The following is a 19966-nucleotide window of genomic DNA, read 5'->3' as shown; positions in this document are numbered from 1 at the left end:
CGCGGGTCGTATCGCAGATTTCAATATCGATTAATTACCCTGACCTCCGTACCAGAAGCTCGTCGCTACAACGGTCTCGTTGCAGCAGTCATCGTAGGCTGCAAGAGTCATCGTAACGGTTCCCGGTGCGGTCATGGAGCTAAGATCCCAGGTGGTTGTACCTGCCGGTTCGAACGTGATTCCCTGATCGGTGAACGACGGCGGTACGTACTGAGCGGCTTCGAAGTTGGCCTGCGGGAACACCGAGATATCCGGCAATGTTCCGTGGCTGACCCAGATGCTTATCGAATCGAAGCAGTTGTCAGTCGCATCCCAGGTGATAGTGTCTATAAGGTCGAAGGTGAACTTGTTGACAACGGGCGCCTTGTTATCGACGTTTCCGATCACTATACCCTTTTCACTGATGTTTCCGGACGTATCCCAGGCAACGAGAGTCGCAACCAGGGTCTCGCCACAGTCAATGTCTTCCAGGTACCACCTGAAAGTACCGCAGAGAGGAACTTCACAGCCACACTCGGCAGTTATCGGGTACTTCGTGTCGGTGCTGCTCACTTCGATGTAGGCAACGGCTATCGTCGTACAGTCGCCGCAGGTCAGGCAAAGATCGTCGATACAGTAGTCGAGATCTACGAACTCGGCGCCACACGGATCTCCAAGAGGATCGTTGGTGAACGTTATATCCGGCGGCATGTTGTCGATCTTGAAGGATGTCGCAAATTCAGTCGGTTCACAACCGGCCTCGTCGTACGCCGTGACTGTCAGTGTGACTTCCGTACAATCGAGCAGCTTGCCGTCCAGTTCCTTAAGATCCCATACGAGCGAGTGGAAGCCTTCTACGTCAGTTGTCCAGACCTTCAGGCCATTGGGCAACTTACCGTGTGTGACTTCGACTACCAGCTCGTCGAAGCAAGTATCCGTCACAGTCGCTTCGATCGTTGCAGTCGCGTTCTTGGTAGTGAACTCGTCCTTACAGAACTTGAGCGGCTCGACCACGAGATCGGGGAGTTCGACTTCAAGCACCGGCTTGACGTTGTCAACTACCATGTACAGAGATTCGTTGGGTTCTCCGTAGGACTCTTCCAGGTAGCAGCAGCAGCCGAACGCGTAGAACTCGACTTCAATCTCTACACAGTCAAGGTTTTCATCTTCTCCGGTTATGGTACCGGCGTAGGTCAACGTGACTGGATCGAACTCGATCTCCCAGCCGTCCGGTACTGAGACTTCACTGTACGAGGAATCGAAAACTTCGTACCATGCAGTCGTACCGTCGGTCATTATCGAGGCATATCCGAAGAAGTAACCATCGACGTAGAGGTCGAGCCAGCCGATCTCACAGCCACCATCGTCACAGATCGTGCAGGGGAAGGAGTTGTCGGTCATCGACCACGTCAGTGTCACTTCGGTCGAACATGGAGTGAGATCCCACTCGAGCGTCGTTTCCGGTGGAACGTTGTCCACGGTGATCGACGCATAGTCGCTGACTTCATCGGTACAGTCGGAGATATCGTCTGCCGTCAAAGTGGCCTCGAACGTATCGCAGTCGATCAAAGGCAGGCAGAACGGTATCAAACCGATCGTGACGTCTCTGTCGAGCAAGTAGCAGTCCTCCGGTGTGAAGGTATCCCACCACAGGCTGAGGTGCTTCGGATCGTAGGTGTAATTGCCTACGGGTCTTTCCATTATTTCGTTTCCGCATGGATTGAGCGGGTAGTTGGTCGTCAACCAGACGTCGTCGACACAATTCTCTGCGACTATCCAGACGAGCATCAGGCAGGTGGCGTCTGTGCAGAGTTCGCCATCGAAGAAGCCTTCGTCTATGAACTTGTCGAGATCGAATTCGGCTTCGCTGCCTATAACTTCACCGACAGTAAGCGCGTTGTAACCGAGCCCGAAGACACCGAGGGCAACGAACGGTTCCATGTTGTCTATTACGTTCTCGCTTATGAGTTCGTCGTAGCTGTAATTACCGCAAGTATCCACCGCAATGGCTATCGCTTCGAGATATTCGCAATCGACCGCGTCTTCAAATATCCAGTCGATGGTTCCGGCAGCGGTAGTAGTCGCGTAGATGCTCATTGCTTCGTCCATATCGAGCTTGTCGAGAGTGGCTTTGTCAACAATTAGACCTTCATCCGGCCAATCGAGATAGCCCTGCTTCACCGCGATGACAACGAAGTCGAGGCAAGCGTCGGAAGCGTCCCAGGCGAGGACCGCAGAAGTGGCGCATTCTTCCGGTTCGCCGCAGTCGGCAAACGTGAGTTCGATCTCGGGCTCGACGTTGTCCATCGGGTATGGAGATGTCCAGCTCTTGGTCTTGGAATTGACAGTGCCTTCGCAGTCGTCGTAAACGACTATCGTCGCCGTGACCGTTTCACAGTCGATGGCTCCGAGCGTCCATGTTACGTGACCTTCAAGCTGCTGAGGATCGACGGTATCAACTGCACCGTGGCTCACTACGATCTCGAAGTGAGTGAAGTCGCCCTGCTCGTCAACGATTCCCCAGTAAAGCTCGATCTCTTCGGACCAGCAGACCGGCGGGCAATCGATGAAGTGGCACCAGGGGCCGAAATCGACCAGCGGTGGGACGTTGATTCCGCATTCCTTTTCGTACTCTTCCACTATACAATAATCGTCTTCGACTTCTGCGTGGAGAGTGTACGGACCATCGATATCCTTTATAGTGCCTTCGACAGTCACTTCAGTTCCGGAGAGTGCGAACCAGCTTCCGGGAGTCTTTCCTGCCGGCAGAACGAGGGTCGCACCGTCAACCCAGAGCTTACCCCTCTGGAGGCCGACGTTGTCGGAGAAGGTGACCGAGAAGGTTGTTTCGGTTATTCCTTCGTTGACGCAGCAGTTCTCGATTACGATCTCGGCTTCCGGTTTCTCGAAGTCGATCACCACGGTGCAGGTGGCATCGAGCTCTACGTCGGTGGGCGTAACTACCGTCCAGTAAAGGTCGGTCTCTCCGCTGAGTTCGGGAGTTACCATACCCTCTTCGATCAGGATTCTGACTTCGAGAGTGCCGTCTTCCGGATCTTCGACGAATGTGAAGTCTTCGTTGGTGAAGACGGTTTCGTTGATAGTGAGCGTTATCTCAAATTCGGCCGGGTTCGTGACAAGCAGATTGCCTATCAACAGACCGGGTTCGTAACCCTTGAAACAAGGATCGCATGGATTTTCACATTCGCATGGCAGACACTCGAGATATGGATCGGGATTCTTGACCAGGTCGCAATCCAGTACATCCCAGTCCTCGATTCCACAGTCCACGCAGCCGAGGGCGCCGCATTCGGGTGTGAAGAGAAGAACAACGAGGTTGTACTCTTCTCCGATATCCATGAGAGGCATAAGATCAGGAAGCTCTATGATGACCGTTTCGGTCGTCTGGGACTCTGTAGTGAAGACGTGCTCGGCTATTAGATCGCCAAATGTCAGCATCTCCTCGAGAGTTCCCACGAAGTCCGTATTCACAAGGTAAACTCTCGCGGTGATCTTGGAGTCGTAGCTGATCGTGGCTTCTACCTTCGCCGGTAGTCCCTCGCTAACCAGGCAGTAGCCATCGACTATGGTGATCTGGCTTCCTTCGATGTCAAGCTCGACCTCTTCCAAAACAGACAGGGAGTTCTTGACGAAGAAGGCTATGGAATCGCTGGCAGAACTTCCGTTAGCGTCTGTAGCAGTAACGGTTATTTCGTACTCTCCACCGGGTATCGGGTTTCCAATACCGTTCTTGAGAGTCGTCTGGGAAATAGTGTAGATCCATGGTGCGCCCCAGTTGTCTTCAGGTATTGCTACTTTGTAGAAGAGGCCGGAAGTCACATGCTTCACGATGTACTCGGCAGCGGTAAGATCGCCGTCGGGATCATCGACTTTTACCTGGAACCTGATCTCCAGATTCGTTGTACATGGCTGGAGAACCATGAAATCTTCCGTCGTGAGGCTCAGGTTAACGATTTTCGGTGCGGGGCCCACGATTTCCTTGAAAACGGCTCCGACAGTTATGTCTGCATTCATAGTTACCGTCTTGGGAACTTCAGCTGATTCTACTTCCCCGATTACCCACTTTTCGAATTCCCAACCGTCTGCAGGAGTCGGAGTCAGCTGAACTGCCGTGCCCTCTTCATACTTGTTGTCGGCCGAAGCGGGAACTGCAGCAACCGTTCCATTTCCGGTAACGTTGACTGTGAGCGTGTACTTGACTACTGGAATCTCTTCCTCAAATACAGCTTCAACGGTCGTGTCGGCATTCATGGTGACTGTCTTGGGGACATCGGTTGATTCGACTCCGCCAATCACCCACTTCACGAACTTCCAGCCGGCAGCGGGAGTCGGGGTCAACTGAACATCTGTACCCTCTTCGTACTTGTTGTCGGCAGAAGCGGGAACTGCAGCAACCGTTCCATTACCAGTCACGTTGATCGTCAGGGTGTACTCAACTGGTGGAATCTCCTCAAAAACCGCCGTAACGACTTTGTCCGCGTCCATCTTAACAGTAGTTGGGTTACCTGTTACGTCCGTTCCATTGATAACCCACTTACTAAATACCCAACCAGCAGCTGGATTGGCAGTAAGCTCGACGTTCGTATCTTTAGCATACTTGCCCGTTTCAGACTGCGGATTGGCAGTAACAGTGCCATTCTCAGCATTGATCGTCAGGTTGTAAAACACTTCTGGTTTGGGACAGCCAGTAAGCATCAACACAACAATCAAAATGCTGAGCAATGTGGTTAACTTCAAGAGTTTCTTTGCCACTGCACACACCCCCTATAAGGCGTTTTGGTTGTGAAGTATTTTGCTAAGAACATAGAGACCTGTATTTACCAAAAAATGCATCCCGTACAAGAAAATTCGATAATCTAATCTAACAAGACTTGCCTTATAACATATTATATACCACACACAACGCGCTAAGCAAAATCACCAGAAACAGACCAAACCATAGGTAATTGTACCATTTCCAATAATGCCGTGTCAAACGCTTTTCATGGGTTGATGATGTTTATAAGCGAAATCATACTTACTTACAAATCACAGCAAATAACCAGTTTTCTTCCGGGAGATTGAGGCGACTACGTTTTCAACTCGCCTTTCTGTAGTTGATTATACACTATAAAACGGCTTTCTTGTCCATGACTTACGACTCTTCCTCACTTCCAAAATTTCTTTTTTGCTGCGAAATTCTGGAATATCATTAATGATGTGGAGCATCACTTAAAATTAAAAAGGCCACTTCCCCTGGAGCCAAACTTAACGGGAAAATGGCCGTAAATGAATTTTAATTAAACGCTGGACCTTCTAGATTATTCGTCAGTTTCTTCAAGCTCTTCCGTTTCGCCGATATCGGGGAGTTCCTCAGGTCCCTTAACGGTCGTTGCTTCGCTTGACTTAGACGCGAGCATCGATGCGTCAAGTCCTTCTCTACCTTCGAGAATGGCATCGGCCATAGTGTGAACTATCAGCTGGATTGCCCTTATCGCGTCGTCGTTACCGGGAATTATGAAATCTATGACATCGGGATCGCAGTTGGTATCGGCTATTCCAACCACTTTTATTCCGAGCTTGTTTGCCTCGGAAACCGCTATCTCTTCCTGCTTGGGATCGACTATAAAAATTACGTCGGGAAGCTTGTGCATCTCTTTGACGCCGTTAAGGTTCTTTCTGAGCTTTTCCAGTCTTTTGTTTATCATGCTCTGCTCTTTCTTTGGCAGGGCCGCAAGCTTTCCGCTGGTCTCCATTTCTTCGAAGTTCTTCAGTGCTTCTATTCTTCTCTTGATGGTGCTGAAGTTGGTCAGCAAACCACCTAGCCAACGGCTGTTGACATAGAAAGAACCGCTCCTCTTGGCTTCCTCTTCAACTATCTGCTGGGCCTGTCTCTTGGTTCCGACGAACAGGAATGTGGCACCTTCCTGGGCACGGTTTCTCACGTGCTCGTAGGCCTCTTCGATAAGCTTGAGAGTCTTTTGAAGATCTACGATGTAGATTCCCTTTCTCTCACCATAGATGTAGGGTTTCATTTTCGGGTTCCATCTTCTCGTCCTGTGACCGAAGTGGACACCGGCTTCGAGAAGTTGTTTCATTGATACTACTGCCACGTAAACACCTCCGATTTGGTTTACCTCCGGCGCGTGCTGTGGATCGACCTCTTTCGAGGCACCGGGATCCAAGCGCTTACTGCCGTGCGTTTTTCTCGTCTTTGACGAGTTCTCTGTATGTGTATCTCTTTGCGTTCAACCAGAGATCTTCGAGGGAATAGAATTCCCGTCCCTTTTTGCTGAAGATGTGCACTATGAAGTATCCTCCATCAACGACCAGCCAGTCGTAGCCTCTGCCTTTATCGTAGTACACGATCGGAACGCTTTCCCTTTCCAGATATTCGAGAACGGCCTCCCTGAGAGCCTCCATGTGAGGATCCGAGTTGGCCGTAGCGACTACGAAGTAGTCGGAAAGATTGGAGACTTTCGAGACATCGAGGATTACTATCTCTTCTCCCTGTTTTTTATCGAGAATTTCTGTGATTTCTTTTACTGTATTGTCCAAATCAAACTCTCCCATTTTTGTCCGTTCACCGCTCATTCTACAGTGACGCTTTTGGCCAGGTTTCTAGGTCTGTCGGGATCGTACCCTCTCGCGACGGCGACGTGGTATGCGAAGAGCTGGAGATACGGCGACATCACCAGAGGATAGAGGGGCGCCGAAACCTTCGGAACTTCTATTCTGCTGTTCACGGCCCTCGAAACCTCTCTGTCGCTTTCGCTACAGATTGCGACTACCTTGGCATCCCTGGCCCTGGTCTCCATTATGTTGGAGAGCATCTTGGCCTTGAGTTCGTCCTCGGGGATTATCGCAAAGACAGGAAACTCCCTATCGAGCAAGGCTATGGGACCGTGCTTCAACTCTCCGGCCTGATATCCGCTGGCATGGATATAACTGATTTCCTTTAGCTTTAGAGCCCCTTCGAGTGCCGACGGATAACTGTAACCCCTTCCTATGTACATGAAGTGCTTGAACTGGTGGTACTCTCTCGCCAGCCTCTGGCACTGCTCGTCGGCCGATGCCAGAACATTCTCGAATACCGTGGGCATGCCTTCGATTTCGTTCACCAGTTGCGATATCGCTTCGGGATTTCTTTTGTTGAACGCCAGCACCGCACCCAGAAGCAAAAGCACCGCCAGCTGCGCGACGTATGTTTTCGTGGCTGCGACACCGATCTCCGGACCGGCGTTTATGTATATGACGGCATCGCTCTCTCTGGATATCGTGGATCCGACGACATTGGTGAGCGAGATCACTCTTGCACCGGATTGTCTGGCCTTTCTTATCCCCTCGAGTGTATCGGCCGTCTCACCCGACTGCGATATGGCAACCACGATGTCTCCTTCGCCGAGCGGAAGGTTTCTGTACCTGAACTCCGATGCGACGTCTATATCGGCCTTGATACCAGCGTAATCCTGAACGAAACGCTGGAAAACAAGCCCGGCATGGTAGCTGGTTCCGCAGGCTAGCACGGTTACTCCCTTAATTTTCGTTAAATCCTCGCCCATTTTTTCAAGCTCTCTGAAATGCGGCAGTTTGTTCTTTATTCTTCCGGTGATAGCATTTCTGAGTGTCTGGGGTTCTTCGTATATCTCTTTCAACATGAAGTGAGGATAACCGCCCTTCTCGGCCGCGTCTTCGCTCCAGGTGATCCTCGTCGGGTTCTTGACTTTGGGAGTACCGTCCAATTTCAAGATCTCCACGTTTCCCGATTTTATTACGGCGAGCTCCCCGTCTTCCATGAAATGCACATCCCGCAGATACTTGAGCAAAGGAGTGACATCCGAAGCCATGAACCCTCCGCCCTGTGTTGCACCTATGACGAGAGGGCTACCCTTTCTGGCCGCGACTATTATATCGGGATGGTCCTGATGCATCACGCCTATCGCGTACGCGCCCTCAAGGTCAACTAGAGTGTGCCTCAAGGCGGTGACCAGGTCTCCCCTGTAATGGTCCTCAACGAGATGGGCTATCACCTCGGTGTCCGTGGAGGATTTGAATATATGGCCGTTGCTCTCCAGGCCGGTTCTGAGCTCATCGAAGTTCTCGATTATGCCGTTGTGAACGACGGCGATCTTTCCAGTACAGTCCGTGTGTGGATGTGCGTTGAAGTCCGAAGGCCCTCCGTGGGTCGCCCACCTGGTGTGAGCCATGCCCTGAAGAACGTCGGTGTTCATCATATTCCCGAGATGAGACTCGAGAACATCTATCTTCCCGGCAGCCTTTTCCACTCTCAGACCCTCGTTTGTTCTGAAGGCTATGCCGGCCGAGTCGTAACCCCGGTACTCAAGCTTCCTGAGCGCATCAACGAGTTTCTTGATCGTTAAATCGCGTCCCACCATTCCCACTATTCCACACAAACCACTTACCCCCCAAACCTCTTTCCAATTTTCTCCACAAGCTCGCCCTTGACACCTTCGTACGCAACTCTAATGGCGTTCTTTATGGCGAGAGAGTCGGAATTTCCGTGGGCTTTGGAGACCACTCCCCTGACACCCAGTATGAAAGCCCCGCCGTACTCGCTGGGATTCATGGAGTTTCTGAGCCTTCCCAGGGCCTTCTTCAATAGCAGGGCACCTAGAAGACCGGCTATTCCACTCTTTTTTATCTCTTCTCTTAGTCTTTGAGAGACGAGCTTTCCAGCCCCTTCAATGGCCTTCAGGGCAACGTTGCCTTCGAAGCCTCCGCTGACTATGACGTCAACCTCGCCGAAGTTTATATCTCTTCCCTCGACGTTTCCGACAAAGCTGTCTCCCAGTTCCGACTTCAAGTAATTAAAGGCCATTCTGGTCAGTTCGGTGCCCTTCTCTTCCTCCTCGCCGACGTTGAGGAGCCCGACTTTTACCGGCTCTCTTCTCAGAAATCTGGCGTACTCGTAACCCATAATTCCGAAATCCCTGAGGTGTTCGGCTCTTACTTCGGCGTTCGCGCCGGCATCTATGAGGATCGTATAGCCGTTTTTAGAAGGTATTTTTCCGGCGATCGCGCCTCTTTCGACACCTTTGATCCTGCCTACAACGAAAAGCGCCGCGACGAGTACGCCACCTGTGTTTCCGGCCGATACCATCGCGTCGGCTCCGCCTTCCTTGACCTGCAGGGCCGTTATATAAAGAGAAGTCTCTTTCTTTCTCAACAAAAGAGAGGGCTTTTCAGACATTGGAAAGACCTCTCTTGCATCGATTATTCTTATTCTTGAAGCCTCCGGATATCCTTTCAAACCGGGGGAAAGTTCCTCTTGCCTGCCGACCAGAAGTATTTCCAGATCGGGAAACTCTTTCAGAGCCAGAAGAGCACCTTCAAGATTCACTTTCGGTGCCCTGTCTCCTCCAGCAGAATCGAGCGCGATTCTCACGCCGGGCATGGATTACTCACCAATCTCAAGAATCTGTCTTCCCCCGTAATGACCACAGTGCAGACAAACCCTGTGAGGTTGCTTGGGTTCTCCGCAGTTAGGACACGTAGAAACAGAGACGGTGATCGCCCTGTACGTCTTCGCTCTCTTGAGATGAGTTCTGCTTCTACTTCGTTTTTGCTTTGGAACGGCCACTTTAATCCCTCCTGTATTTAACTCTTCAATTTGGTTTTCAATTCGGAGATCGCTTTGTGCCAGCTATCATCAACAATCGCCCGATCCTGGCACTTGTGATCGGGATTCTCGTTCAGATTGGTTCCACAGGCCGGACACAGACCCGCACAATCCTTACTGCATAGAGTCTTCAGCGGAACCTCAACAATTATAGCCTCAATAACTCGATCTGACAAGTCCAGAAGCTCTCCCTCTAATCTTATAACGTTCTCCAGCTCGTCTTTGCCGGCATCATCGACGCTCTTCAGCATTATCTCGTGAACGTAAGTCGCTTCGATTGTTCCCTTTATCTGTATAACCACCGGCTTCAGGCAGCGGGCACAACTTTCTTCGACCGCGGTACTGACGCTACCGGTAACTATGACCGAATCTTTGTCTTTGTAGAGATCTATATGGACGTTGACCGGTTCCAGCAGAGTCACTTCATCAATGAAGTCTGTCCCGAACGAAGCATCTATCGCCTTTTTGAACTCGAACGTATTTAGGTCTATCACCAGATCTCTTCTATAGTTCACAATAATCACCTCTTTGCTGCCAGCAAATACTACATCAAGGTTGTTTCGATTCATTCGCTTTTTATTGAACAAAAGAAGAAAATTCTTTCATTCTCTCCAGCAGTCTTCTCGATATGGTATCGATGTCGTCGGCGCTTCTGGCCATCGGGTTTTCCAGCTTAACTATTTCAGTTTTGCCGAAGCCATCGCGAACCAGCATTATCTCAGTCGACAGTCTCGCCGCCTCTCTCGGGTCGTGTGTAACCATTACTATACTGAGTTTCCTTTCGTGCCATATCTCCTTTATCTCTTCCAGCAAGCGGTCCTTCATTACGACGTCCAGTGAGTTGAAGGGTTCGTCCATGAGTATAAGATCCGGCTCGAAGGCGATCGCCCTCGCTATATTGAGCCTTCGTTTCATACCGCCGCTCATCTGTGAGGGATACTTCCCTCCGTGGCCCTCAAGGCCCACCAGTCTCAGGTATCTGTTCACGTCACAGCCGGGCGAGACTATGTCGATATTTTCTCCGGCAGTTATCCACGGTATCAGCCGATCGTCCTGAAAGACAAAGGCAAGGCGCTCGCTGGATATATGCACAGTACCCTCATCAGGTTTGAGGACACCGCCGAGAATACGGAGCAAAGTAGTCTTTCCACACCCCGAACTGCCGAGTATAGTGAGAAAGAACTTGCCCTCTGTACTGTAGTTGAGGTTATTGATAACCGTCTCCCCATCGAACCTCTTCGTGAGTCCGTCAATTTTTAAGAGCATAGCGGTTACCCTTCCTTATCATGAAGTCGAGAGCCTTTTCCGTGACTATGCCCAGTACAACCAGCACAAGCGTGTAGGCGAAAACCCTCACGATATTTATAGAGTACTTGGAATCGGCAATGACTCTTCCGATCCCGGACGTTCCAACCATAAACTCGGCAACGGCAACGGACTTCCACATGATACCTATGCCAACCCTCATCGAAGAGACTATGAAAGGAAAAGCCGAAGAGAAGTAGATCTTTGTAAGCACGACCCTTCCGGGCAATCTGTAGATCTTCGCCATTTCGACCAGTTTCTTGTCAACGTTCCTTACACCCTCTGCGATGTTTATGGTAAATATGGGGAACAGTGTCAGGAAGACGATATAAACCGGTGATTTGAACCCCACTCCCCACCAGAATATGGCCAGTGCAAGCCAGGAAACTATGGGGATAGACTGGAGAACGGTCATAACGGGTTTGAGTAGCTCGTAAACGATCTCGACAAGACCCATGACAAAACCGCTGACCAGCGCCATTCCCAGGGCTATGAAAAGCCCGGCGAAGGCTTTGGCACACGTTTCAAGTATCGTTTCCCAGCCATCGATGCTGGTAACGATTTTCCAGAGACCCCCAAAAGTCTCGACGGGCCCGGGAAGAAGAAGGTCGCTTGAAACTATCTCCGCCGACACAAACCATACGAGTATCAATATGAATATAGACAATAGCGGAGATATTACCTTCTTTCTAGAAGAAGAACCCATCTAGATTCACTTCACCTGTTAACTCTGGATCTAGCTCAAAGAGCTTTCTCAGATAAATCGTGACTTCTCTCCTCGCTTCCTGAGAATCTGCGAATCTGAAACCGGCCGTATCTATCGCCTTCTCCAGTACCGGGATCGGAAAGCCACCCATCTTTTCCGAAACGACCGAAGCGGTTCCCACTCGATCTGCCAGAGAGAGGCTCATCGATTGACCGTAGAGCATCAAGAACGCTTCTACGACACTTCTATCAAGATCGCCGCTGACGAAAAGCCCCGAGGTTGGGATGTTGATCTTCTCTTCGTTGAAGGAGGCCCATAGCTCTTCGATTGGCATCGATCTAACGGCTTTTTCTACCTTCGTCATCGCGAGAGTCGCAAAGGGTTCGGGAACCAGTATAGCTCTGGTCTTACCGGAGGCCAGAAGCTGGACGGCCTCGGCACCGCCGACATAGGCGATCTTTATGTCTTTCCCGATCTTGAGGGAGCTCTTCTCAATGGCTCCTTTCAGGATGATATCGGCCGTCTGCCCGGGGGCATGAAGCGTGAAAACTTCCATACCCACAAGATCTTCGACACTGGAAATCGCCTTTTCTATGGTTATGAAGTAAAAACCGTTCCACATACTGACCGCAGCCAGCTTGATATCTATACCGCTAGAGGCCAGTTTCGCTCCGATAGTTACAGGAAGAAGGCTAAGCTGAGCCTTTTTGCCGACGATAAGTGAAATGGCTTCGTCAACCGAACGCCAGAAATTAATCTCGAGACCGGGAACTTCCTCCGGAACGTTTGAAGATAGAAGCTGGGCGATCGGAACCAGTGTCGGTCCAACCGGGTTTATGAAGTTTACTGTGGCCGACAAAAGAGTCGAAAAAATCAAAAGAGTAGCTACCAAAAATATCTTCACGAATAACCACCTCCATCAAAATTATACACTGACTTTGGTTATGTAGCGAGGGCTTTCCAGCTTTTGACGCCATATGGAGAGTCTGAAAGCCATTATTTGGTTCTCAGAGGGAAATTCCGGAGATAGCGAATGAAATCGACCTCTGAAAGGGATTTGGTAATTGAGCCGCGGAGTGGTAGAATAATAGCGATATCTCATGCGAAGGGGGGAACTGTATGAACAAAAAGGAACTCATCGCTGAAATCGCAGAGAGAACAGGCGTAACCAAGAAAGATGCCGGCAAGACCCTGGACACCGTAATCGAAATAGTCGAAAAGACCCTGTCCAAGGGCGAAGTTGTCAGACTCGTAGGTTTCGGTACGTTCATGGTGGCTTCCAGAAAGGCAAGAAAGGGAGTCAACCCGAGGACGAAGAAACCTATCACCATCCCCGGCGGAAAGGTACCGAAGTTCGTACCTGGCAAGGAACTGAAAGAGAAGGTAAAATAGTCTTCAAGGCTGAGCGGCGGCTCTCAAGCCGCCGCTTTTGTTTTGGAGGTGAAGTTTTTAATGAAGACCGTCTTGATCGTTTCGCTGGTGGCCGCTCTAACTGTCATTTCGGTAATAACTCTCATATACACTGTCGGCCTGAGGAACGAGATCCTTTCCAGCACAAACAATATCGGAACGAAAAACCTGGAAATCGAACTGAAGGCGCTCTCCGCTGAAATCGGGAAAGTGAAAGACGCGGTTGAATCTCTCAATATCGTTGATTACAGCCCTCAGATACTCTCTTTCAAGGAGGATTTTACAAGCCTCCAAACGGTCCTCGACAAACTCAATACTACCAATTCTCAAGAATACTCGACGCTGAATGAAACACTGGATAGTCTCGAAGAGTCCGTAAATGAATTACACTTGCTTTTGGGCGAGAATAAGGAAGTCCCGGAAAATCAATATAAAATAGAAGAACTGGCCGGGAAGATAGAGCTTATGGAGTCGGAATTCCTCAAGAACGTTGAGACAATTAAGGTCGAATTGATTTCGAAGCTTGACTCCATAAGACTCCCGGAAATCCCGACTGTACCCACGTACGACGCGACCGAGGGCAGCGGTATAAGGATCAGAATCGAATCTGGTTTCAAGGGGAGCAGTATACTGCACGACAGCGATCTACTGGTAGTGATGAACGAACTTTACTCGCTTAAGGCAACGAGCATCTCCTTGAACGGAAAGAGAATTTTGCCTTATACATATATAAGATGTGTAGGCTCAACTGTTATAATCGATGGTGAACCTACGACTATTTCACCCATCGTGATAGAGGTTCTGGGTGATTACGATTATCTGGTATCCGGTCTGGGCCTTTTGAGCGAGGTTTTCAAGGGGAGAGAGATTGATATGACTTTCTTGCCCCTCGAGTTCATAACCATTCCCGCGGGAGGGGGTTGATTCAGGTGAAAAAGATCATCCTTCTGGTAATAGCTTCGGCGAGCCTGCTTTTCTTCGCAGGCTGTGATTCTATTTTCATAACCCGGGATGATTTTCTTCTCAGGATGGACGCCCTGGAGAAGAAGATAGATTCCCTGGCCACGGAACAGCGGCGAATAGTTCAACTGGAGGACGCGATCGAAGAACTGACTTTCCGTTTTAATTTCGTCCAGGCGATAGAGCCGGCCTCTATTGGGTATGAAGAGATAGAACAGCTCAAGTACGAACTCCGGCTAATCAAGAATCTGCTGGCAGAATCGGTTATAGATTCTGCCTCTTCGGCTGCCATAGTGAGAACGCTTTACGACAAGATCGACGGCGTCCTCGGCTCTTCGGTACAGAGCAACATAGTCACTAAAGAGATCGACGATCTGAACAGGAAAGTGCAGGCTCTGGAGACTCTCAATTACTCCAGATACACCGAACTGGTCGAGAGAATCTCCGAGATCAACACCTACGACAGCTCCATAGACGACTCCAAGTACCTGGAACTTCTGGCCAGGCTCGACGAGATCGAAATCCAGCCGCCTGTGATAAATATTCAGGAACCCGACGACGGCAGGTACGAAGAATTGATGGCGAAGATCGAGGAACTGGCCTCCAGATCCGACAACACCGAGGTCGATAACGCAAAATACGAATCGCTTCTCACAAGGCTGGGCGAGCTCGAAAGAACCGTGGGATCCTCCGCCATAGACAGGGAGCTTTTCAACGAGCTGGTCTCGCGCATAGATGAGATGGACGCAAGGACCAGGAGTCTGGCCGAAAACGTTCAGTCGGAGAGTTCGGACGACTATGTCTCGATGAGCACTTTTCTCGGCGAGATCTCCGATATAAGGAGCAGGCTCGGAGCGGCGGCCTACGAAACCATAGAACCCGTCTCTTATATTTCCTATATAGTGAAATCCGGCGACAACCTATCCAGTATCGCGAAGGCTTATGGAATAACAATGGATCAGCTGAAAGAGATGAACCCGGAAATAAGCAACTGGAACCTTATATACAGGGGCGATGAGATCAAAATACCTCTCTCGCTGGACAACCTTATGGCCAAAGCCTCTCTGGCTTCACACTTCGGGCTCAATCTGGGAATCGAGTTTCTTGTCGATTCTATCGAATCCAACTTCGGAAGCTACGATTACGGCTATGCCAACCCCGGTATAGACCTCACGGTGCCTGTCAATTCGAGAATCACGGCATTTCTGCCCGGCAAAGTAATACTCTCGGAGAGGGTCAACGACCTGTACGGAGAAATGGTCGTGGTGGACCACGGGAACAACATCAAGACGGTCTATGCGCGTCTGGGAAGCAGAACCGTATCGAAAGGGGATTTTGTAAGGGTGGGCGACACGATCGGAATCGCGAGCGAAATCAAGGGAAACCTGCACTTCGAATTCTGGAAATCCGACGTTCCCGTCAACCCGGCCGACATCATCTTCGACAACGCCGGTACTTTCCAGGTCACCATGTACACCGAATGGGACGACGGCAAGAATCCCACCTCTCCGTCTTTCAAGATGACCGCCAGCGGCAATTACGTGAAGGGTTACAGGACCGTCGCCACAGACCCGACTGTCATTCCGACCGGTTCCATAGTGTATATACCGTTCTTCTCGTCATCTCCCAACAAAGGGTTCTTCGTTGTCGAGGACACTGGAAGTTCTATTAAAGGAAACAAACTGGACGTTTACACCCATGACTTCAACATAGCCTCGAATTTCAAAGAGGAATTGCTGGTTTACGTGGTGAAGAAGCCTTGAAGAGATTATTCTTTATTTCATTCTGTTTGGTGATTGTATCTATTGCATCCGGTTCGGTCGTGATCGGCCAGAGGTACCCGCTGGGCATAATGCCGTCGGGAATCGTGAAGGTTGAAAACGGTTACGGTATCTACTACGTCACACTGGTCAAAGGCGATTCGGAGCTGATAGTCTTCGATTCCTCTTTCAAACCTGTAACTATTATGGACGCGATTAAGAACGACGGTGTGAACGATATTATCTACAGGGACGGGAAACTGTACTGTTTTGGCTTCTTCAGCGGCAGACTCGTGATCATAGACGCCTCAGGTTACCCCGGCAGGTGGAAAAAGATAGACGAGATACCTACTTCCAGCAGGCTCATAACCGGCGCTTTCATCGATGGAAGGCTCGGCATACTCTCGAACGAAAATGAGCTGATAGTTCTCGATACCGGCAACAGGACGATTTTGAAGCGTTATAAACTGCCGGTGACAGCGCTCACGATTGCCGAGGATTCCAGTCGCTTCTATGTCTCTCTCTTCTACAACTACAACACGTTGAACCGCTCTATGGAGACGGAAAAGGGTTTGATGGTCTTCGATATCGACGGTCAGCTCTCGGTCAGTCTCGATATCGGCAAGAGACCTTCCTACATCTCTATCGATGGGGATAGACTGTTTCTGGTCTCGTACATGGAAGAGAATCTGAAAATCCTCAACAAAAACACCCTCAAGGAAATAAAGACGATCGAGCTCGGAAGATATCCCAACTACCCGGTCATGCAGAGTGGTAAGCTGTGGATTTCCATAACCGGCGAGGACAGGATAATGAGTATAGATCTCGAGAATTACAGTACCACTTCTTACGATCTTCTCGGTAAAGGGCCAATAAAGGCTGTCCTCCACGGTGGCAGGATCTACGTTCTCGAAACGATAACGGGCACTCTCGAAATCCTCGACGAAAACGGCAGGTTCGTTGAAACGGTAAAGCTCGAAGGATACCCGGTTGATATAGCCTTCAGCGGAAGGGACGCCGCCGTACTGCTCCAGGAGGACTGGAAGACCGGTAAGAACACCGGAGCTATGCTGACCATGAAGATCAATTGATTGGTCGGAATCTTTTTCCTGTATATATCAACACAACGGTAAACACTACCGATAACAGCATACCAAACATCCCCAGCGAAAAATAGACGGTTTTCAATCCGAAAGTATCGACCAGAAAGCCTCCTGCCACAGAACCCAGGAGGTAACTTATACCCATAGTGGACATCCAGTAGATCGCCTGAGCCTTAAGGGCAACATCGCCGGGAAGTTTAAAATGTATGTAGTTGAACACCGAATAATAGACGATTACGTAGTTGAGACCGTGAAGAGACTGCAAAGCCATGAACAGAGGAAATGAATCCACCAGAGAGGTCAGGAACCATCTCAGACCGGTGAGAAAGAGTCCGAGCAGGAGTATTTTGAAATTGCCTAATTTACCCAGAAGCCTGTCGGCGAAAAACAGAAATGGGACCTCCGAAAAGGCCATGAGAGAGTAGCCCATTCCGGCGGCCGATAGATCGAAACCGAGCTCTCTGGTCAACACGGGAAAAAAGGTCGAGCCGAAGGCCCCTATGGTGATCGAAGCCACGCCGACTGCCAGCATCACGATGAAGGTTACCGGCAGTCTTCCGCCACCGGTTCTTTCCTCGCTCACCGCAGCGCTTCGCGAGGGATATCCCCGGCTGATGACGCTTAGAAGTAGCAGGGCCACCGAGGAGAGAATGAAGATACTGGAGAAGCTTATCTCTACTAGAAAGCTCGACAGGAGAGCCGTTGAAGCGTATCCTACCGTGCCAAAGAGCCTGACTCTATCGAATCTTCTGCCTTTGATGCGCAGGGAGGGGACGACTATGGATTCGGTGATCGGAATGAGGCTGGCAATGAAGAAGGCCATGGCGGACACCGAGACAAAGGCTAAAACGAAACTGCTTGAAAGGTATACGCCCCAGACAACCATTGCCGCGACGAAGGTCATCAATCCCAGTATTCCTGGCGCGCTCTTCTTTGAAAGTGAAAACCAGAAGGGATTGGCCAGCAGCGAGAAAGTCGGCGATATGGCCATTAAAATCCCTATCTGTATCGGCGAATAACCTTTTGAATCGAAGAACTGACTGAAAAGAGAGGTCAAACTCAGGTTTGAATAGACGAGAAATTCCGTTAAAATCTCTCTAATGTTCGATTTTCCCGTTGCGAGATTCGAATCAGACAAAACCCTGCTCCTCCGGTGTAAAATCAAGTGGGGGGGACGATCATGACTAAGAGTTATCTGCTGTTAACGATTCTAATAATGATACCACTCATTTGCATAGGCGGTACAGGCTTTTTTGTGGTAGTTTCACCTGCTCTCTCGCTCGATAATATTCCGCTGTTTCCGGACAGTTATAAACCCGATCTCGAAGATCTCTGTAGATACTTCGATCTACCACCCGTATTTTCGGGAGGATTGAATATCGAATTTGGAAAATCAACCGCTTACATAAATATGGATCTGAGACAGGAATTTTCTTCCTTTCTCACCGGAAACCATTTCTCCAATCTGCCTCTTTCTCCCGGTTCAATAGTTCCGGCGGTGGATATGAACTTTCCCAGAATAGGTTACTATCAGTGGCTCGACGAAAACTTCCATCTCTCTATCGGTCGTCGAAAACTCAGCCTCGGCCCGGCAGTCTACAGCTTCGTTCTGTCGGACGTGTTGCCTTATTTCGATAACCTCTGGGTTCGGCTTTCGGCAGAGGGAAAAGCGTGGGAGTATTTCTACAATTTCTTTGCCATCTCGGCGGACAGAACGATCTACGGCGCACCAAAAACACTCCTTGGGCACAGGTTCGGCTTCATGAACGAAAACCTCAAAGTGACCTTCGGCGAAGAAAATCTGGTTTACGGTGTCTATCCAGATCTTCAAGATCTGGGGCCCTTTCTGATATACCACCACACTTACCAGGACCGTTCCAACGTGACGGCAACGCTGGCGGCCGAGGCGAAGTTCGGTGAAAGTCTTATCTACGGTGAATTCACCCTGGACGATTTCAGACTGGCGAGCGAAGGATCCAACTCCAATCCCACCGCCTTCGGCTGGCTCGCCGGAATATCTTACTCGATACCGGGAGAGGTCTACGCGGGGCCCGATATGATCGACAGGAAACACGCGATAAGAGATGAAACACTGGCAGTCGCGGGCGGCATGAAACTCTTCTACGAACACTACCACGCGACGACCTATCTTTACAACAGGGGCGAGGATATAGGTAAGTTCACGTACGCTTATAGGTTCAACGTACTCTGGCTGGACTCATGGCCCATAGTATCGGGGTTTTTCGGCTTTCCTTACGGTCCCGACTCTGTCGTGGATCTGGTAGGCGTGAAATACGAAAGACCCGAGCTGTCCTTCACGGGCCTTCTCGAATATGTGAGGACCGGTTCAATAGATATCACTTCTCCGTATTATCCGCCTTTTGATCCCGACTGGTACGGTCCGAAAGAGCCTATAAAGCGATCTGTATCGCTCTCCCTGAAGGGATTGTTGGCAATTGGAAATGACGCGTCTATCTTCGCCTCGGCCAGATTCATGTTCAAGGAGCGCTTTCACTTCTATACGAATATCGGTTTCATAAAAACATTTACAATCAAGGGAGGTTTATGATGAAAAAGATCCTTCTGCCGATACTCCTCGTACTCTCGATCGCACTTCTTGCGAATCAGGGTGAACTTATCCTGAAGGGTACACTCGAACACGATCTGCTTCTGGGAAGAAACCTGATCGAAGGAAAGACTCTCTTCACACCCAACACGGCCATTCCCGAATCGTTCGCGTCTGTTCAGATGGGTACTTCCCCGTTGAAATCAAACAGCGTTACCGAGGTCTCTTTCAGGCTCACCCCGCAGTTTCTGATCCATAACTTCGAGCCTTTCAAGGAGACCTCCTGGCTGGAGTCTAAAGTACCCCTCTATCTCAGGTACAGGTACGATACTCTGAAACCATGGACGGTACTTGCCTTTGAAAGCGATATCTCTCAGAACCTGAAAGGGTATATCAACCTGGACGTTCCCAAGGATTACAGAAGCTACATAAGCCACGGGATCGACTTCAACGCCAAGCCCTACATGAACTTTCCCGTAGAGATCTTCGAGGGAAAACTACAGGCGATCGATATGAGCTGGCCATCCTTCGGGTACA

Annotated in this window: 15 protein-coding genes and 2 pseudogenes; 6 read left to right on the top strand and 11 right to left on the bottom strand. The window is 50.0% G+C overall.

The features are described from left to right. Positions 1-30: 30 nt before the first annotated feature. From PKX57_RS04105 to PKX57_RS04060, 10 genes and pseudogenes are all read right to left on the bottom strand, one after another. Positions 31-4752 carry an InlB B-repeat-containing protein gene (locus PKX57_RS04105; RefSeq protein ID WP_472416106.1) on the bottom strand — a complete coding sequence of 1574 codons (4722 nt, stop codon included), beginning with the start codon at positions 4750-4752 and terminating at the stop codon, positions 31-33. Between the two features lie 548 nt (positions 4753-5300). After that, positions 5301-6092, bottom strand: a complete 792-nt coding sequence (rpsB, locus tag PKX57_RS04100; RefSeq protein ID WP_472416104.1) for a 30S ribosomal protein S2 — start codon at positions 6090-6092, stop codon at positions 5301-5303. 76 nt (positions 6093-6168) lie between these two features. Next, positions 6169-6537: a ribosome silencing factor gene (gene rsfS / locus PKX57_RS04095; protein ID WP_472414193.1), complete on the bottom strand. Its 369-nt coding sequence runs from the start codon at positions 6535-6537 to the stop codon at positions 6169-6171. Between the two features lie 32 nt (positions 6538-6569). Next, positions 6570-8393: a glutamine--fructose-6-phosphate transaminase (isomerizing) gene (glmS, locus tag PKX57_RS04090; protein WP_213920239.1), complete on the bottom strand. Its 1824-nt coding sequence runs from the start codon at positions 8391-8393 to the stop codon at positions 6570-6572. Further along, positions 8338-9385 (bottom strand): annotated as a pseudogene (gene plsX / locus PKX57_RS04085) (phosphate acyltransferase PlsX). Before plsX ends, glmS begins: the two are co-directional and overlap by 56 nt. Before the next feature lie 12 nt (positions 9386-9397). Beyond that, positions 9398-9580: a 50S ribosomal protein L32 gene (gene rpmF, locus PKX57_RS04080; RefSeq protein WP_169699469.1), complete on the bottom strand. Its 183-nt coding sequence runs from the start codon at positions 9578-9580 to the stop codon at positions 9398-9400. 17 nt (positions 9581-9597) lie between these two features. After that, positions 9598-10134, bottom strand: a complete 537-nt coding sequence (locus tag PKX57_RS04075) for a YceD family protein (protein ID WP_472416102.1) — start codon at positions 10132-10134, stop codon at positions 9598-9600. Positions 10135-10195: 61 nt separating this feature from the next. After that, positions 10196-10885 carry an ATP-binding cassette domain-containing protein gene (locus PKX57_RS04070; RefSeq protein WP_214075397.1) on the bottom strand — a complete coding sequence of 230 codons (690 nt, stop codon included), beginning with the start codon at positions 10883-10885 and terminating at the stop codon, positions 10196-10198. Further along, positions 10869-11591: an ABC transporter permease gene (locus PKX57_RS04065; protein WP_472416100.1), complete on the bottom strand. Its 723-nt coding sequence runs from the start codon at positions 11589-11591 to the stop codon at positions 10869-10871. Before PKX57_RS04065 ends, PKX57_RS04070 begins: the two co-directional genes overlap by 17 nt. A 22-nt stretch (positions 11592-11613) precedes the next feature. Then, positions 11614-12534, bottom strand: a complete 921-nt coding sequence (locus PKX57_RS04060) for an ABC transporter substrate-binding protein (protein WP_472416098.1) — start codon at positions 12532-12534, stop codon at positions 11614-11616. Positions 12535-12749: 215 nt separating this feature from the next. Here PKX57_RS04060 and PKX57_RS04055 point away from each other — a divergent pair, with 215 nt between their 5' ends. The 4 genes from PKX57_RS04055 to PKX57_RS04040 are packed head-to-tail and all read left to right on the top strand — an operon-like array spanning position 12750 to position 16851. Next, a complete protein-coding gene (locus PKX57_RS04055; protein ID WP_169699465.1) occupies positions 12750-13022 on the top strand; it encodes an HU family DNA-binding protein in 273 nt (90 codons plus the stop codon). Between the two features lie 60 nt (positions 13023-13082). After that, a complete protein-coding gene (locus tag PKX57_RS04050) occupies positions 13083-13964 on the top strand; it encodes a DUF881 domain-containing protein (protein ID WP_472416097.1) in 882 nt (293 codons plus the stop codon). Between the two features lie 5 nt (positions 13965-13969). Further along, positions 13970-15763 (top strand): peptidoglycan DD-metalloendopeptidase family protein, encoded by a 1794-nt coding sequence (locus tag PKX57_RS04045; protein ID WP_470745754.1) that lies wholly within the window; start codon positions 13970-13972, stop codon positions 15761-15763. A gap of 29 nt (positions 15764-15792) precedes the next feature. Further along, entirely contained in the window at positions 15793-16851 is a 1059-nt protein-coding gene (locus tag PKX57_RS04040) for a hypothetical protein (RefSeq protein WP_472415190.1), read from the top strand. Here the strand turns inward: PKX57_RS04040 and PKX57_RS04035 are convergent. Then, complete coding sequence (locus tag PKX57_RS04035) at positions 16844-18001, bottom strand: MFS transporter (protein ID WP_470745755.1); 1158 nt, start codon at positions 17999-18001, stop codon at positions 16844-16846. The genes PKX57_RS04040 and PKX57_RS04035 overlap by 8 nt on opposite strands. Before the next feature lie 42 nt (positions 18002-18043). On the opposite strand from PKX57_RS04035, the gene PKX57_RS04030 reads away from it, so the two are divergent. Next, a complete protein-coding gene (locus tag PKX57_RS04030; RefSeq protein ID WP_472416094.1) occupies positions 18044-19432 on the top strand; it encodes a hypothetical protein in 1389 nt (462 codons plus the stop codon). Beyond that, positions 19432-19966 (top strand): annotated as a pseudogene (locus PKX57_RS04025) (capsule assembly Wzi family protein); the annotation flags it as partial. The gene PKX57_RS04030 and the pseudogene PKX57_RS04025, both read left to right, overlap by 1 nt.

Source organism: Mesotoga sp. (assembly GCF_035363035.1).
GTDB lineage: Bacteria > Thermotogota > Thermotogae > Petrotogales > Kosmotogaceae > Mesotoga.
This window is presented reverse-complemented; position numbering and strand designations above follow the sequence as displayed.

Coding starts and splice junctions, on each gene's coding strand:
- PKX57_RS04070 (WP_214075397.1), bottom strand. CDS start 10,885: ATGCTCTTAAAAATTGACGGACTCACGAAGAGGTTCGATGGGGAGACG.
- PKX57_RS04055 (WP_169699465.1), top strand. CDS start 12,750: ATGAACAAAAAGGAACTCATCGCTGAAATCGCAGAGAGAACAGGCGTA.
- PKX57_RS04050 (WP_472416097.1), top strand. CDS start 13,083: ATGAAGACCGTCTTGATCGTTTCGCTGGTGGCCGCTCTAACTGTCATT.
- PKX57_RS04030 (WP_472416094.1), top strand. CDS start 18,044: ATGACTAAGAGTTATCTGCTGTTAACGATTCTAATAATGATACCACTC.